Genomic DNA, 15,283 nt, shown 5'->3' with positions numbered 1-15,283 from the left:
TATGTTTGGCAGGCTTAGGGATTGGAGGCGCGTGGCGACACGCTATGACCGTTGTCCCAAGGTCTTCCTATCAGCCATCGCACTCATAGCAAACCTCATCTACTGGTTAAGAGTCCTGACCCTAGGTCGTTTTACGATTGTTGCCATTGCCCAAATCTCTTGTGTTGGAGATATCTTTTCCGTTCAAGTGCAGCGGAGGCGTAGCGGACACAGTTTCATGCGCAGCATAGCAAGAGGTGCTAGTCGCGTAAGACGTTGATACACTGCGGGGAAAGGATGGTGGGTGATGAGAGACTCGAACTCCCGACATCTTCGGTGTAAACGAAGCGCTCTACCAACTGAGCTAATCACCCGTGATGCTGCATTTAGCCAAGCCTGCGAGCAGGTGCAAGAGGGTCTGGAAGATTTTCTTGCGTTCCGTCTTCGGCGGCCGTCCAACGAGGCATCTTGTCATCCGTAGGCCGAACGGGCGGGCGCTCGGGGCGCCTCTCGGCGCTGGAAGGTGGGCAGCACATTTTAAGACGGATCGATGGAAAACGCCTTGCTCAACCTGCGACCCATCATGTGTAAATGGCCAAAGGCGCTTGCGCGCCACCGGTGGCGTCCGATATCCCCGGAGAGACTGAAGCAAACCGGTCGGGAGTATACATGACTCTATCCTTCGCCCGCCGATTTTGGATGGTGGCATTGGTACTTGGCATGACGGCGCTGGCCCCGATCCGGGCCGGTGCAGAAGGCATTCTGGTCTTTGCAGCGGCCAGCCTCAAGACCGCATTGGACGAAATCGTTGGCGGGTACGAAAACCAGACCGGTCAGAGCGTTTCCGTTTCCTATGCGGCGTCGTCGGTCCTGGCCCGGCAGATTCAGCAAGGCGCGCCTGCGGATGTGTTTGTTTCGGCCAATACGGATTGGATGGATGTGTTGGAGCAGGACGGTTTGATCCGGGCAGACTCTCGGGTTGATCTGCTGGGCAACGGTCTGGTTCTGGTCGGGGCTGAAGATCATGCGCAAGTGGGTGAAATCCAGCCCGGATATGACCTCAAGGCGGACTTGAAAAACGGCTATCTGGCCATGGCACTGGTCGACGCGGTGCCTGCCGGTATCTATGGCAAAGCTGCTTTGCAAAGCCTCAACCAGTGGGAGGCTGTGCGGTCTCAGGTGGCGCAGGCCGACAATGTGCGCGCTGCGCTGGCTCTGGTGGCGGCCGGGGCCGCGCCGCTTGGGATCGTGTACCAATCAGACGCCAGGGTGGAAGAAAGGGTCCGGGTCGTTGCGACATTCCCTGCCGATCTGCATCCACCGATAATTTACCCCGCGGCACTGACCCTAGATGCAAAAGAAGGAGCACACGCCTTTCTTGAACACCTGAAAACGGATGCAGCCACGGCTGTATTTCTGGAGCAGGGATTTACCCTGCCGGTCAGGTGATTGCCTTGGATTGGTTGGGGCCTGCCGAAGTAGAAGCATTGAAGCTTTCATTGCGCGTGTCCTTCTGGGCGACGCTGGCGACTTTGCCGTTTGGGATATTTGTCGCTTATGCTCTGGCGCGTTGGCGGTTTCCCGGGCGGCAGGTTTTGAACGGTCTGGTGCATTTGCCATTGATCCTGCCGCCGGTTGTCACCGGATACCTGCTGTTGCTGACCTTTGGCATTCAAGGGCCGCTGGGCCGGTTTCTGGCCGAGTTCGGGATCGTAGTGGTCTTTCGCTGGACAGGCGCGGCCCTTGCCGCCGGGGTCATGGCCTTCCCTTTGATGGTCCGGGCGATACGTTTGTCGATCGAAGCGGTGGACCCGAAGCTGGAACAGGCAGGGGCAACTCTGGGCGCGTCGCGTCCGATGGTGTTTTGTACGGTGACCTTGCCGATGATTTTACCGGGTGTCATAGCGGGGGCTATTCTGGCCTTCGCCAAGGCCATGGGTGAATTTGGTGCGACGATTACCTTCGTGTCCAACATCCCAGGTCAGACGCAGACGTTGCCTTCGGCTGTCTACGCCTTTTTGCAGGTCCCGGGCGGCGAGGCGGCCGCGACGCGGCTGGTTCTGATCTCGATCGTCGTCGCAATGAGCGCATTGTTGCTGTCGGAGTATGTGGGGCGGCGTGCCGCGGCGCGGGTGGCCGGATCATGAGCCTGTCTGTTCGGTTGCGCCACCAACTGCCGGGGATCGATCTGGACGTCAGTTTTGATGCGCCGCCGGGCGTGACGGTGCTGTTCGGGCGCTCGGGATCGGGCAAGACCACCATCGTCAATGCCGTGGCGGGGTTGTTGCGGCCTCAGGCGGGCCGGGTGGCGGTAGATGACTGGGTTCTGTTCGACACGGAACAGGGCCTGTGGCTGCCGCCGCATCGGCGTCGGTTGGGGTATATTTTTCAGGAAGGGCGGTTGTTCCCCCATCTGACCGTGCGCCAGAACCTTGCCTATGGGCGTTGGTTCGCGCCGAAGAACACACGCCGCGAAGACCCCGACAAAGTCATCGACATGCTGGGCATCGGTCATCTGCTGGACCGCAGACCTGCCGGGTTGTCAGGCGGTGAGAAACAGCGCGTCGCCATCGGGCGGGCCTTGTTGGCAAGCCCGCGATTGATCCTTGCAGATGAACCGCTGGCGGCACTGGATGATGGGCGAAAAGCGGAAATCCTGCCCTATTTCGAGCGTCTCAGGGACGAGGTCTCGGTTCCGATCCTCTATGTGACGCACTCTGCCGCCGAAGTGGCGCGGTTGGCAACATCCGTTGTTGCGTTGCAGGATGGCAAGGCCGTCCGCCACGGGCCCGCATCCGAAATGCTTGCCGACCCGTCAGTGGCCCCTGCGGGAATTCGTGCGGTCGGGGCCGTGTTGCAGGTTCAGGTTTCAAAGCATCACTCCGACGGGCTGACAGAGTTGAATGCCAATGGCGCGCGGCTCTTTCTGCCTCGTATCGCGCATGAGGTCGGGGCAAACTTGCGGATTCGAATACCCGCTCAGGAGGTGATCCTGTCGAACAACAAACCCGAGGGGCTTTCGGCGCTGAACGTGCTGGCCGGGACCGTGGACTCGATCCGGTCGGGCGAGGGGCCGGGTGCCATCGTGTCGGTAAAGACACCGGCGGGCAATGTGCTTGCGCGGGTTACGCGTCGATCTGTTGCGGCCCTGAACCTGAAACCGGGCAGCACATGTTATGCCGTGATCAAGACGGTTGCATTGGCCCCGCAGGATGTCGGCGGGCGCATTGTGGCCGGCAGCTAGTCGCAGGCGAGGGCGCGGGCTTCGTGTTCGCGCAGTATCAGCCGAGCCGCGCGCCCGAACCCGGTGTGACCCGGGGTCGGTCTGTCGGGGAAAATCGAAGCCAGTTCCCGCAATGCCTCGGAGGACAGCGAATAAAGGGCCTCTTCCCCCAGAAACAGGCTTTCGGCCTGCGCGCCCTCGGCGTTCAGGATCTCATGCCGGTCCAGCAGGACGTGAAGATATTCGACGGTTTGAACCGATGTATCGATGCCGATGCCGGGCCATCCGCACAGGTGTTTGGCGGCAACCAGGGCTTCGGATGCGCCGAAAAGCAGCTCGACTTTCGGGCCTTTGACCAGGATCCTGTGCTGCTGCGACACCAGAAGGTCCCGTGAGGGTTCGTTCGGCCCCAGACTGCCCGCCGAGATGCGAACGGGGCGCAAAGCAGGTTCATCGCATAATCGTTCGGGTGGAATCCTGCTGCTTTCGATCCATCGGATAGGTTGCAGACCGTGATCGGCAGTGGCCACCCTATGACCCGCGTCCAGCGTTTCGATCGCAAGCGGGCCGCTTTCAGTTTCGATCAGGGTTCCGGCCGCAAAACAGACGCCCTCGATCCGGATGACCACTTCCACCGGGTCCGGTGTGCCGGTGAATGGAAGGGTGAATGGGCCGGCTTGCGTTGTACCCGAGACGCTGATGAAGAAAGAATCGAAGACGACTTCGCCCTTGTCGAGGCCATCGAAAAATGTCGGGTCGACGGTATAGGTCCACTCTCCTGTGTTCGGGTCGATCGAGGCGGTGCCGTTGGCGGGCTGTGCCGCAATCGTCCAGGTTTGCGTGACCGGATTGAAGTTCCCATTGTCCAGAGTGGGTTGTCCCGTCTCAACGTTGGGTGGAAAACCAGTCACATCCCCGGTCAGTTCGCCTGTGATCGGAACTGAAACCAATTAACCCTCGCCTTGCTGCAACACGCGTTCAAATTCCTTCTTGCGATACAGACGCATGTGAACCTCGCCCGCTTCATCCCGCGTCCATTCGACGATGCGATTGCGTGTCATGTCACTGTCCATTCGGTTGGTGCGCACACGCGGGTGCGGGATTTCCTGCTTGAGGATATCAACAATTTGGCTGGTCTGTCCAAACGGGGCCACAAGATCAATGATCCAGAAGGATGATCCGCTGGTGAAATCCGTGTCGGAAAGGGGTTTTTCCTTCACCGCATAACGGAACTCGGCTTCGGGGCCGAGCCCGGCGAAGGTGACAAAACCACGGGGGAATCCGTGCTGCCGGAAGATATGGTACTGGCCCAGGCGAAACGGAGTTTCGAACGCGTACAAAACCTGTGCCAGACTGCGTTTCTGATGTGTTTTCGTCAAACCCGCCAGATAGAACATAGCGCCCAGATCGGCGTATTTTTCCGGCGTGAAATCGAACCAGTCTTTTGGAAACGTCTTGCTCAAAGAGATGCCCAACGGTGTAACGGGAACCAAAAGTCTACAGTGAGTGTACTGCTTTCCTGCAATATGGGTAGAATAAATTCTTTGATGTGGTCAGTGTTGCCGGCTCGTTGGCCTGTCCTGCTTTACTCGCAGGTCGTCCCGACTATGCTATTGGTATCAGACCCTTGTTTCGGGATACCTGGATTATGCGTTCATTCAAGACTTTGGCTGCTGCCGTGCTTTTGTCGATACCTGCGATGGCCGAGGCTGTCGGGTTCGGCCTATCCGTTCGGCCGCAATTTCGTACGGAAATCACACCGATGCCGGACGGTGTCTACGAGGTCAAGGCCATCGGATCCTCAGCGCCCGTGAATTATTGGTGTGGAATTGGGGATTACGCGATCCGCAGTCTGGGCGTGCCAAACAACCAACGGATCTATATCTGGCGCGCCTATGAACCCGGCGTCCGGACCGTGCAATTCTCTCTGACCCCGCCGCCGGGGGCGGATACCAAGCCGGGATATTCCATCACCGTCAGGAAAGTCGGGGCCAACATGTCGGCGTCGTCGGCGCAGAACTACTGCTATGACAACTTCATCATGGACACGTTCTGAGGGTCAGATCCATTTCGCCATCGGTGGCAGGCTCATCAGAACCGCGTCCGGATCATGTCCGGTTTCCAGTCCGAACTTGGTGCCGCGGTCATAGACCAGATTGTATTCCGCATAAAGACCGCGATGCACCAGCTGGGTGTCTTTGTCGGCGTCCGAGAAACCCTGTACGCGCCGTTTTTCAACCAATGGCACGAAAGCGGGCAGGAAAGCCCGACCGATATCCTGCGTCAGCGCGAAATCGGCCTGCCAGTCTCCGGTGCAATAATCATCCATGAAAATGCCGCCTACGCCGCGTGCGCGTTTGCGGTGGGGGATATAGAAATATTCGTCCGCCCACTCTTTCAGGCGCGGATAATGTCCGGGGCCATGCGGGTCCAGATGAGCCTTTTGGGTATCATGGAAATGCGCCGTGTCGTCATCATATTCGATACAGGGGTTCAGATCCGATCCGCCGCCGAACCACCAGGCGTGCGGGGTCCAGAACATCCGAGTGTTCATATGCACCGCCGGGACATGCGGGTTCTGCATATGCGCCACGAGGCTGATCCCCGAGGCCCAGAAACGCGGGTCTTCGGTCATCCCGGGGATGCCTTTGCGTGCTGCCATCGCCTGTTGTGCCCGCTCGCCCAGGGTCCCGTAAACTGTCGAGACATTGACCCCGACCTTTTCAAACACTCGCCCGCCGCGCATCACGGACATCAGACCGCCCCCTGCGTCAGAGCCGTCCTCGGACTGGCGTTTGGTTTCCTTGACTTCAAAGCGGCCGGGCTTTGCGTCGGAAAACGGGCCGGTGTCGTGGCTGTCCTCCAATGCTTCGAATGCGGCAACGATGTTGTCGCGCAATTGGCGGAACCAGGCAGAGGCGGAGTTTTTTTCTGTTTCGAACATGGGTCTCAATGCGCAGGTGCGGCAACAGGGTCAAGCAATGTGCGGCCGCCATCGATTGTCAGAATCTGGCCGGTGATGAATCCGGCTGCATCCGATGCCAGATACTGCGCGGTTTCCGTCAATTCAGTGGCCGACGCGATACGGGCAAGAGGTGTGTGCTTTTCGATATCGTCGCGGAATTCCCGGTTCTCTCTCAGGGTCGATTGCAGTGATGCACTCATGACCGAGCCGAGCGCAATCGAATTGACCCGGATGCGGTTCGGCGCCAACGCCACGGCCAGTGAACGTGTCAGCTGATCCAGCGCGGCGGTCGACACGGAATAGGCCATCAGGTCGGGATGCGTGCGGCGGGCCGCGATGGATGACAGGTTGATGATCGACCCGGCAGGATTTTCTTCGTCATCCCCGGCCTGTTTGATCATGCGTTTCGCGACCAACTGGCTGAGCCGCAGCGCGGGCATCAGGTTCTGGTTCAGCAAGGTACGCATCGAATCGTCATCGGGGTCCAGCGGATCAGACTGGATCACCTGGCGCGCGCCGTTGATCAGAATATCCACCTGATCAAACGCATCCAGTGTTGCCGACAGCAAATTGGCAATGGTCAGCTTTTCGCGCAGGTCGCCTGCGAAATAACGAATATTGCCGTCTTCTGCCTGTTCCCCAAGCTCATCGATTAGACGTTTCTCATCTATATCGGCGAACATAACATTTGCGCCCGCGTCCGCGAAATGCCGACCTATGGCCAGCCCGATGCCATTGGCCCCGCCTGTAACGATTGCTGTCTTGCCTGCGATGGAAAAGGACATCCGAATCCTCCTGAATTGGGGGCAGGTTAGCTGGCCTTATCGCCGAGGGCGAGAGGCCTCAAACACCTTGAACCGGTTGTCGCCGGCGGCTTCATCGACCCGAGCGAAGTGTTCGTTCAGAGTGGTTTCATAGGGAAGGTGGCGATTGGCGACCATCCATAGGGTTCCGTTGCGCGTCAGATTGCGTGCCGCTGCTGCGATGAAACCCTGCCCCAGCGTAGGGTCGGCACTGCGTGAGGTGTGAAACGGGGGGTTCATTACAACCGTGTCCAATGGCTCTGGCGCAGACCAGGTGACGGCGTCGGCCCAATAAAACCGAGCCTCGGGGTCAGAGGCGTTGATGCGCGCGCACGCAAGGGCCGTGTGGTCTGCTTCGACAAGATGCACGGATTTTAGGTTGTCGCGCTTCAAAAGCTCTGCGGTCAGATACCCCCACCCGGCACCCAGATCGGCCACGCGCGGCCCCAGCTTGGCAGGCAAGGCGTTCAGCAACATGGCCGAAGCGGGATCGATCCCATCCGCTGAAAACACACCCGGTGCCGTGTGGTACCCATCGACGATCTGCGTCTTTGGCGCAGCCCAATCTTCAAAGCTCTGCGGGTCAGCCTGAAACCAGAAGATTTTTCCGTGTGCCTTGGACAGAGGCCATTCGACCGAAACCCTTTTGCGAACATCTTTCAGAATGCTGTCCACGCCATCGGTCTTTGCGCCATCGATCACGACAACGCCGCGGGCTCGTGAGCTGGCCAGATGGATCATCGCCCGTGCAAGCGCCTTGGCCCGCGGCAAAAACACAATTGCATCCTCGCAGCGGTCGTCTGTCTCGGGCACCGTGTCAAAGCCCTGCGCGGCAAAATGGTCGTAAAAAGGTTTGAACGGCTGCACCACCTGCGCCACCTGCGCCGCACGGGGAAGCGCCGACAGATCATGAGCTGGAACGGGGCAGATCACGCTGAGGGGAGATGACAGCGACAGGCCGTTCTGCAATGCAAGTTCCAGGCGAGGGGACATGGGCAATTCCGGCAAATATGGGTGAGGGTCAGGCGAAAAGCCTTATTCTTCGCGTTCCATGGTGCATTGCAGCGGGTGCTGGTGCCTGCGGGCGAAATCCATAACCTGGCCAACTTTGGTCTCGGCAATTTCATGGCTGAAGACCCCGACGACGGCCACACCTTTTTTATGCACGGTCAGCATGATCTCGAATGCTTCTGCATGGGTCATGCCGAAGAAACGTTCCAGAACATGAACCACGAATTCCATCGGCGTGTAATCGTCGTTCAGCAACAGCACCTTGTACAAAGGCGGACGCTTGGTTTTTGGGCGCGTCTGCACCAGAACGGACGCGTCGCTGTCGTCGTCCGGTTCGTCAGACATCATCCAGGTCTTTTCCAGCATCGTAGGCAACTGTCCGATTCAGTTTTGGGCTTTATCTTCGCGCTTATATAACGTGGGGATGGCCGGTGAAAAGAGCAAGCGGACGTAAACGAGATGACTGACAAGCTGACGACAATCGGTTTCGATGCGGATGATACCCTGTGGCACAATGAGCGCTTTTTTCAGCTGACGCAGGCGCATTTTGCCCAGTTGCTGGCCGATCATGCCGACCAGGATCATCTGATGGAGCGGCTTCTGGCAGCCGAAAAGCGCAACATTCGACACTATGGCTACGGCATCAAGGGCTTTGTTCTGTCGATGATCGAAACCGCTCTCGAGGTCACGGATGACCGTGTGCCGGCCTCGGTCATTCGCCAATTGATCGAAGCCGGGCAAGAGATGCTGGCCTATCCGATCGAGCTGTTGCCCCATGCCCGCGACGCGGTGGAAGGCATGACAGGCTTGTGCCGGGTTGTCTTGATTACCAAAGGGGACCTGATCGACCAGGAACGCAAACTGGCTCAGTCGGGTCTGGGCGATCTGTTCGACGCAGTGGAAATCGTGTCTGAAAAGACCCCCGAAACTTACCGGTCGATATTTGAGCGGCATGGTGATGGCCCGGCGCGCGCGATGATGGTTGGCAATTCCATGCGATCTGACGTTGTGGCTCCGATCCAGGCAGGAAGCTGGGGGGTTCATGTCCCACACGGCCTTATCTGGGAGGTCGAGCATGCCGAAGCCCCGGTCGACAGTCCCCGATTCCGGGAGTTGAGGGATTTAGGCGGTCTGGCCGATCTGGTGCACAGCCTGAAGTGATGTTGCCTTTTGGCCGCAGTTCCACGAAAACCCTGCCGGGTGTTGACCAAGTTCTGCCTCAATCGCGCATCTGGTGGGCTTTGGGCAGTATTTGTCTAGATATAGCCCAGTTTGGGCAACCTAACGAAACCGCGAAATGCTCAGCTTTCGGTTTATTTCACCAAGTCTCTGTGATAGTGTTTACGATAATAAAATAATTTTTGCTGACCGGGAAAACCCGGCGGCGCGAGGCAGACAGAGGCAAAAAATCGTGCAGATTCGGCGGACAGTTCCGGCCCGAATGGGCTTTTTTCTCATAATGTTGCTATGTGTGCTGGCGTTTGCGCCGCTCAGGTCCATGGCGGCACCTTACGCAGCGATGGTGATTGATGCCCGAACCGGAGAGGTTCTGCATTCGCGCAATGCTGACACAAGGCTTCACCCGGCATCGCTGACCAAGATGATGACGCTTTATATCGCGTTCGAAGCGGTGCGGAATGGTGAGATCACGCTGGATACCCCGGTTCGGATCACCAAAAAGGCGGCAGCCGAGCCACCGTCGAAGCTGGGGCTGCGCGCTGGTCAGACAATTGCTTTTCGCTATCTGATCCGCGCGGCTGCTGTGAAATCGGCGAATGATGCTGCCACGGCCATCGGTATTGCCATCAGCGGATCCGAGGCAGCTTTTGCGCGTCGTATGACGCGAACCGCCAAGGCGATGGGGATGAGCCGCACGACCTTCAAAAACGCCCATGGTTTGACCGAGGCGGGGCATCTTTCGACCGCACGTGACATGACCACGCTGGGTCGGCATCTGCTGTATGACTATCCACAATACTACAACCTGTTCTCACGCCAATCGACCTATGCAGGGATCAAGACTGTTCCCAACACCAACCGTCGCCTGCTGGCAGCCTACAAAGGTGCCGATGGCATCAAAACCGGTTACACCCGAGCGGCTGGGTTCAATCTTGTGGCATCGGCAAAACGCAAGAATGAACGCATCATCGCCACCGTCTTTGGCGGAAAGTCCGGCGCCTCTCGGAATGCCAAGGTTGCCGAGCTTCTGGATTTGGGCTTTCGCCGTGCGCCGTCGCGTGCGCCCATTCGCAAACCTGCGCGACCGGCTTATGCAGGAAATACCGGATTGGGTGCCGGGACGCAGGTCGCCAGCGTGAGCGGGGCACCAAAATCCAGTTTGCGCCCGGTTCGGCGCCCCTCCGCGTCGACCCAAGTCGCAAGCACGGTTGCTGTGACAGCTGATGAGAATCGCGACCGCATCACCAGCGCGATCGCGGCGGCCATTGCCGAAGCGGATATCGCGCCAACCGCACCGCCAGTAGAAACATCCGACACCCGTCCGGCATTGCGCCCCGAAAATCTGGTTCTGGCTTCGACGGATTCCACCAAACAGCCCGAGCCTGAACAGGAGGTCGTCACTCGGCTGTCTTCGTCAGGTGGGCACCTGTGGGGGGTCAATGTGGGTCGTTATACCACGCGGTATGAGGCCGAGAAGGTTCTGCTGAAAACCGCTTTGTCGGAAATGACCACACTGGAAGGCACGCTGCGAAAGGTCAACCAAAGCGCGCGTGGGTTTGACGCAACCTTTCAGGGCATGACCCGCGAACAGGCGGATCTGGCCTGTCGCCGTTTGCAGGCCCGCAACGTCACATGTTTCATGATCGGGCCATCATAAGGTTCGGCATATTCTCTCCTGAATGGGTCTGGGCTGCGGTACTCCGCAGCCCTTTTTTCAATCGAAAACATGGCCGTGCTGGTATTGTTCATCCTGTCCGGCGGCGGCTGTCAGGGCGGCGACATTGTCCTTGGTGAAGAACCCATCATATTTGTGGCACCGCTCGATATACTCGGTAATCAGCAGGGTATGCTTGGAGTGTTTCGAGAAGATCTGTTTCAGGTTCGGATCGTCTTTGCACTCACCCACCACATGGGCCAGGAACGGCACACCCTTGTCCTTCAGGGTGTTCACAACGAAATCGACGTTCTTTTCCCCGGCGCCGTGATCGCCATCCTGAATCTCGACGGCCATGTGATGCAGTCGACGGCCAAAATTGCGCACGAAATCCTCGGTCGGCATCGGCAGTTTGGCGAAGGAGTTCACGAAGGATGGCGTGTTGTTTGCGGTGAATACCTTGGCCGGAGATTTTTTGTCATCGTCCACATTGCCGTTGCGGTTCACGTTGGTCGATGAGTTCATGTCGAATATGTTGTAAGCGCCCCAGAAATAATAGGGCACCATGGTCAGAAACTCGAGGATCGCATCCTCGCGCTCGCCCGCCAATACCCGCGTCGCAAGATGGTCGATTCCCAGCATCAGCGGGGCGATTTTGCTTTCGGCTCCGAAAGCGGCGGCCTGTTCCAGACGGGCCTGTTCCGTGTCGCTCAGCAACACGCGATCCCCAAGGCCCAGACTGTCGGTGTCGTTGAAGTCGTGGGTCGAATACCCGACGCGGTTGCAGGTGAAATCGGACGGGGTGGTGAATCGGAACCCGTCCGATGTGTAGAACGGGTTCTCAGTATCTCCGGGATATTCGAACCGTATGTTCTGATCCTCAAGTGCATGGGTCAGCGTGTCCAGATCGCAGGCTGCGTATACCTCGCCCACATAGCGCGTCTGCGGTGTGTTGCGCGCCAGTGGATACATGCGATTGATGCGGGGGATGAAATCTTCAAACCCGGGGCTGAGCGGCGCCATCAGGATCAGCGCGGGATAGTCGGGATGTGAATGCAGAACCGAGAATCTGTGGGTCCGTCCCAGATAGCTGGCGGTGTGCCGATAGGGTGTCATCACGTAGAGCTCGACCATCGTGTCGAACGCCGCGTCGGGTTCGACCTGAATGATGATGGCCCGCATCGCGCCGACCTGATCTGCAATGCCCGAGCTTGTCCGGCGTTCGTAAATCTTCGGAAGGTATTCATTGAAGAAATCCGAGTTCTTCTTGTCGCCCCGGGGCTGATAAGACATCAGATCAAATGACATTCCACGACCTCCTTGCTCTTGCCCGCCACGGGTCAAGGCATTGTTTGAAATTGTAGTATTCAGAATTTGCGTTTGCCCGCCATGCTAGGCGCTGAGGCCTGTACGGGCAACAGTCGTGAATTTGGGTTGCCGACGTTAACCCATGATGTTCAGCGGGTGAATTTCGTGACCTCGACACCGCCCCCGATCAGGCTTTCGCGAACAGAGCCGGCGATCTGCACCGCCGTTGGTCCGTCACCATGCAGGCAAATTGTGTCGATCGATGTTTCCAGCCGCTTGCCGCTTTCGGTGATGATCGCGCCTTCGCGGACCATGTTCAGGATGCGGGGTCCTGCGACATCCGCGTCATGGATCACCGCGCCTGGCAGGCTGCGGTCAACCAATGTTCCGTCGTCATTGTAGGCGCGGTCGGCAAAAATCTCGCCCACCCATTTGCAGCCCAGCTCGCGCACGGCGTCTTCCTGTTTCGTTACGGCTAGAACCATCACGATGATGTCGGGATCGACGTCCAGCGCGCCCTGATAGCAGGCCCGCGCCATATCGACATCGAGCGAACACATATTGGCCAGTGCGCCGTGCAGCTTTAGATGGCGAACACTGGTGCCAACCGCTTTGGCCATGCCCATGGCTGCGCCCAACTGATACCGCACCAGATTGCGGAGGGTGTCCTGAGACAGCTTCATGTTCCGGCGGCCAAAGCCTTGCAGGTCGGGAAACCCGGGATGAGCCCCGATACCGACACTATTCTCGGCTGCCAGCTTCATTGTCGATGCCATTACATCCGGATCACCCGCATGAAAGCCACAAGCAATATTCGCGGAGGTGATGATCTTCAGAAGGCTTTCGTCGTCGCCCATTTTCCATGGGCCAAAGCTTTCCCCCATATCGGCATTCAGATCGACGCTTGGCATCGGCACATCTCCTTAGTCGGTGGCAGAGATCACTCCGCTGATCAATTGGTAGGACAGCAAGTTCGGGATGTCATTGGGATCACGCACCAACGCTTCGACTTTTGAGGGCAGGCGGGCAAGATCCGCCATGAATGCCGCGTGCAATTCGGTGGCTTGCTCCATGCTGACAAATTCGAACGTGATTGCTCCGCCCGCCGGTGTCTGCGCTGCGCGGGGCATATCGCAGGGCAAAACGGTCGCGATGCGGGGATACCCTCCTGTGGTCTGGCATTCAGGCAGCAGGATGAACGGATCTCCGGTTCCAGTCATCTGGATGTCGCCCGGGGTAATAACCTCGGACAAGATGTTCAGTTGGCCAGTGGCCGCGAACCCGTCGCCGTCACTGTTCACTTGCATCCCCATCCGGTTGGCGCGTGCGCCACGATGGAATGAGGTGCGCGCAAATCGATCAAGCGTTGCGTCATCAAACAAGGACGTCTGGAAGCTGGCGACGACACGCAGAACGCCACCCGAGAAGCGTTCGGAAGGGGGCAGTTTCGAACCTACGTCGCCTGCATCCGGGCCACAGGTCAGCCGGTCGCCCGGCTTCACAGCTCGCCCGATCCGTGCCGTCAGGTGCGCGGATCGAGATCCAAGAAAAACCTCTGAATCGATACCGCCTCCCAAATGAAGATAGCCGTAATTGCCTTGCAGAAGCGCACCGATGACCAGCCGTTGTCCGGGTTCGAGGTGATGCGAGGCATTCCAGGCCACAAGGTTGCCATCAATGCTGGCCTGCATCCGCGCACCGGTCAATGCGATGCGCATGCTATGTGTGGCCTCGAACGTGCCACCCATTCCGGCCATTTCCAGCGCAGCAAGTTCCGGGCTTTGGCCGAGCAATGCGGCGCCTTCATGAAGGGCCAGTGTATCGACGGCCCCGGACCGGGACAGGCCCTGGTCCAGATAACCTGTGCGCCCCTGATCCTGGATGGTGCAAGCCGGGCCGATCTGGTGGACGATCAGGCTCATGGCGCAATCTCCTCGCAGGTTGCTCCGCCGGTGCCATCTTCGTTTTTGGCTCTGATATGTTCCAGGTCTTCGCGGGAAACGGGTTCGAATATCAGTTCATCCCCAGGCTTGAGGGCGAATGCCTCGGTCGTCTCGGGCCGGAAACACCGAAAAGCCGTCTGCCCGACATGCCGCCACCCGGTTGGCGTCGGTCCGGAAAACAGGACAAACTGAGATATTGCAAGAACCAGAGCGCCTTCGGGCACCATGGGGGTCAGGTTTTGCAGCCGCGGAATGTTGAACTCGGGGGGCAATGGCCCAAGGTAGGGTTGCCCGGGGGCGAACCCTATCGTCAAAACCCGCACGCGGGACTGGCCAAGCCGCCGTATCGCTTCTTCCGGCGCGAGACCGGCAGCAGCAGCGGCATCGTCCAGCTGGGGCGCAAGGTCAGTGCCATAGACCGTCGGAATTCGCCACAGCCTGCGGCCTGTTGGAAGTGGTGTGCTGTACCAGTCCTTTTGGTCGACGAGGTCCTGAAGCTTGTGCAGCATCTGTTGGTGGGTGGTCCGTTGCGTATCGAACCGGACATATGCCGAGGCCAGCGTGGCAGAAGACTCCCTGACCTCTGCCCATTGAAGCCGATCCAGTTCAGATCGAAATGCCAGTGCCGCTCGGTTCGCTGTCTCAGACATCGTGTCCGCAAATGTGACAAGCGCACCGTCAAATCCGACGGTTCTGACCAGTGGGAACGTAAGGTGACGCGTCATGCCTGTCTCGCTGAAGAAGCCGAAAACGAATGTCCGAGACCAGAACCCATCCCGGTGGGATGTTCAAGATAGGTGTTCAGAATGTTGGCGCGCTCAGGGTGTGGTCGGACTCATGTGGGTCGCCCCGGCATGACGCGGTTCGAAATCTGGCCTTTGAGGTTTTCAATGCAGATTCTGGCAGAGTACCGAGTCGATTCACGGGCTTGAGTCGCGCAGCCTTGTGTTCAGTGTTGCTCGATTCCCTATATATAGTAGTGCCATCTTGCGTCTTCTCGGTTGTGTCGTGGCCATCCGATGGAGAGAGCCCCAACAGACACAGGAAGGGTAAGCTTTCCAGTCTCGTAACATACTGGTTTTAATTGATTAAATTGAATTTTTCAAAAAAATGCTCTGCGACGTCATTTTCCGCTTGCGGGATTTGTTTGTTATACTTAGAACCCCCTTCACCGGCGCTGCTGAGGCGCTGGGACGCGGCGGAAGCGGCGGTTACACT

16 protein-coding genes, 1 tRNA gene and 1 pseudogene are annotated in these 15,283 nt (G+C 58.4%); 7 read left to right on the top strand and 11 right to left on the bottom strand.

Going from position 1 to position 15,283, the window contains the following annotated elements:
* Positions 1-109: pseudogene (locus tag GS612_RS20320) on the top strand (IS5/IS1182 family transposase); the annotation flags it as partial.
* 168 nt (positions 110-277) lie between these two features.
* Here GS612_RS20320 and GS612_RS20315 read toward each other — a convergent pair.
* Positions 278-353: transfer RNA gene (locus GS612_RS20315), tRNA-Val, on the bottom strand.
* Positions 354-648: 295 nt separating this feature from the next.
* On the opposite strand from GS612_RS20315, the gene modA reads away from it, so the two are divergent.
* The 3 genes from modA to modC are packed head-to-tail and all read left to right on the top strand — an operon-like array spanning position 649 to position 3,223.
* The gene (modA, locus tag GS612_RS20310) at positions 649-1,428 is read left to right on the top strand and encodes a molybdate ABC transporter substrate-binding protein (protein ID WP_253286241.1); all 780 of its coding nucleotides are present in this window, start codon (positions 649-651) and stop codon (positions 1,426-1,428) included.
* A 5-nt stretch (positions 1,429-1,433) separates the two neighbouring features.
* Positions 1,434-2,126 carry a molybdate ABC transporter permease subunit gene (gene modB / locus GS612_RS20305; RefSeq protein WP_171642770.1) on the top strand — a complete coding sequence of 231 codons (693 nt, stop codon included), beginning with the start codon at positions 1,434-1,436 and terminating at the stop codon, positions 2,124-2,126.
* A complete protein-coding gene (gene modC, locus GS612_RS20300) occupies positions 2,123-3,223 on the top strand; it encodes a molybdenum ABC transporter ATP-binding protein (protein ID WP_171642769.1) in 1,101 nt (366 codons plus the stop codon). The genes modB and modC overlap by 4 nt, the downstream gene beginning before the upstream one ends.
* Here modC and GS612_RS20295 read toward each other — a convergent pair.
* Positions 3,220-4,152, bottom strand: a complete 933-nt coding sequence (locus GS612_RS20295; RefSeq protein ID WP_171642767.1) for a Hint domain-containing protein — start codon at positions 4,150-4,152, stop codon at positions 3,220-3,222. The two genes, modC and GS612_RS20295, sit on opposite strands and share 4 nt — an antisense overlap.
* Positions 4,153-4,665, bottom strand: coding sequence for a toxin-activating lysine-acyltransferase (locus GS612_RS20290; RefSeq protein ID WP_171642765.1), 513 nt, complete (start codon positions 4,663-4,665; stop codon positions 4,153-4,155).
* A 185-nt stretch (positions 4,666-4,850) separates the two neighbouring features.
* Here GS612_RS20290 and GS612_RS20285 point away from each other — a divergent pair, with 185 nt between their 5' ends.
* Positions 4,851-5,258 carry a hypothetical protein gene (locus GS612_RS20285; protein WP_152456982.1) on the top strand — a complete coding sequence of 136 codons (408 nt, stop codon included), beginning with the start codon at positions 4,851-4,853 and terminating at the stop codon, positions 5,256-5,258.
* A gap of 3 nt (positions 5,259-5,261) precedes the next feature.
* Here the strand turns inward: GS612_RS20285 and hemF are convergent, their stop codons facing one another.
* From hemF to clpS, 4 genes are read right to left on the bottom strand one after another with little or no spacing between them, the layout of a single operon-like run.
* Entirely contained in the window at positions 5,262-6,146 is an 885-nt protein-coding gene (gene hemF, locus GS612_RS20280; protein WP_171642763.1) for an oxygen-dependent coproporphyrinogen oxidase, read from the bottom strand.
* Between the two features lie 5 nt (positions 6,147-6,151).
* Positions 6,152-6,952 carry an SDR family NAD(P)-dependent oxidoreductase gene (locus tag GS612_RS20275; RefSeq protein ID WP_171642761.1) on the bottom strand — a complete coding sequence of 267 codons (801 nt, stop codon included), beginning with the start codon at positions 6,950-6,952 and terminating at the stop codon, positions 6,152-6,154.
* 36 nt (positions 6,953-6,988) lie between these two features.
* Positions 6,989-7,963: a class I SAM-dependent methyltransferase gene (locus tag GS612_RS20270; RefSeq protein WP_171642759.1), complete on the bottom strand. Its 975-nt coding sequence runs from the start codon at positions 7,961-7,963 to the stop codon at positions 6,989-6,991.
* A 42-nt stretch (positions 7,964-8,005) separates the two neighbouring features.
* The gene (gene clpS, locus GS612_RS20265) at positions 8,006-8,347 is read right to left on the bottom strand and encodes an ATP-dependent Clp protease adapter ClpS (protein ID WP_152456986.1); all 342 of its coding nucleotides are present in this window, start codon (positions 8,345-8,347) and stop codon (positions 8,006-8,008) included.
* Between the two features lie 93 nt (positions 8,348-8,440).
* Here clpS and GS612_RS20260 point away from each other — a divergent pair, with 93 nt between their 5' ends.
* Entirely contained in the window at positions 8,441-9,142 is a 702-nt protein-coding gene (locus GS612_RS20260) for an HAD family hydrolase (protein WP_171172743.1), read from the top strand.
* Positions 9,143-9,422: 280 nt separating this feature from the next.
* Positions 9,423-10,817, top strand: a complete 1,395-nt coding sequence (locus tag GS612_RS20255) for a D-alanyl-D-alanine carboxypeptidase family protein (RefSeq protein ID WP_171642757.1) — start codon at positions 9,423-9,425, stop codon at positions 10,815-10,817.
* Positions 10,818-10,874: 57 nt separating this feature from the next.
* Here the strand turns inward: GS612_RS20255 and GS612_RS20250 are convergent, their stop codons facing one another.
* The 4 genes from GS612_RS20250 to GS612_RS20235 all read right to left on the bottom strand — a co-directional run bounded on the left by GS612_RS20250 (position 10,875) and on the right by GS612_RS20235 (position 14,790).
* Positions 10,875-12,122: a hypothetical protein gene (locus GS612_RS20250; RefSeq protein ID WP_171642755.1), complete on the bottom strand. Its 1,248-nt coding sequence runs from the start codon at positions 12,120-12,122 to the stop codon at positions 10,875-10,877.
* A 149-nt stretch (positions 12,123-12,271) separates the two neighbouring features.
* Entirely contained in the window at positions 12,272-13,033 is a 762-nt protein-coding gene (locus tag GS612_RS20245; RefSeq protein WP_171642753.1) for a LamB/YcsF family protein, read from the bottom strand.
* A 12-nt stretch (positions 13,034-13,045) separates the two neighbouring features.
* The gene (locus tag GS612_RS20240) at positions 13,046-14,044 is read right to left on the bottom strand and encodes a biotin-dependent carboxyltransferase family protein (protein WP_171642751.1); all 999 of its coding nucleotides are present in this window, start codon (positions 14,042-14,044) and stop codon (positions 13,046-13,048) included.
* Positions 14,041-14,790 (bottom strand): allophanate hydrolase subunit 1, encoded by a 750-nt coding sequence (locus GS612_RS20235; protein ID WP_171642749.1) that lies wholly within the window; start codon positions 14,788-14,790, stop codon positions 14,041-14,043. Before GS612_RS20235 ends, GS612_RS20240 begins: the two co-directional genes overlap by 4 nt.
* Positions 14,791-15,283 lie beyond the last annotated feature (493 nt).

The sequence above is a fragment of the Ruegeria sp. HKCCD6157 genome (assembly GCF_013110685.1).
Taxonomy (GTDB): Bacteria; Pseudomonadota; Alphaproteobacteria; order Rhodobacterales; family Rhodobacteraceae; genus Ruegeria.
The sequence above is the reverse complement of the archived record's forward strand: the minus strand, read 5'-3'. Positions and strand labels throughout refer to the sequence as shown.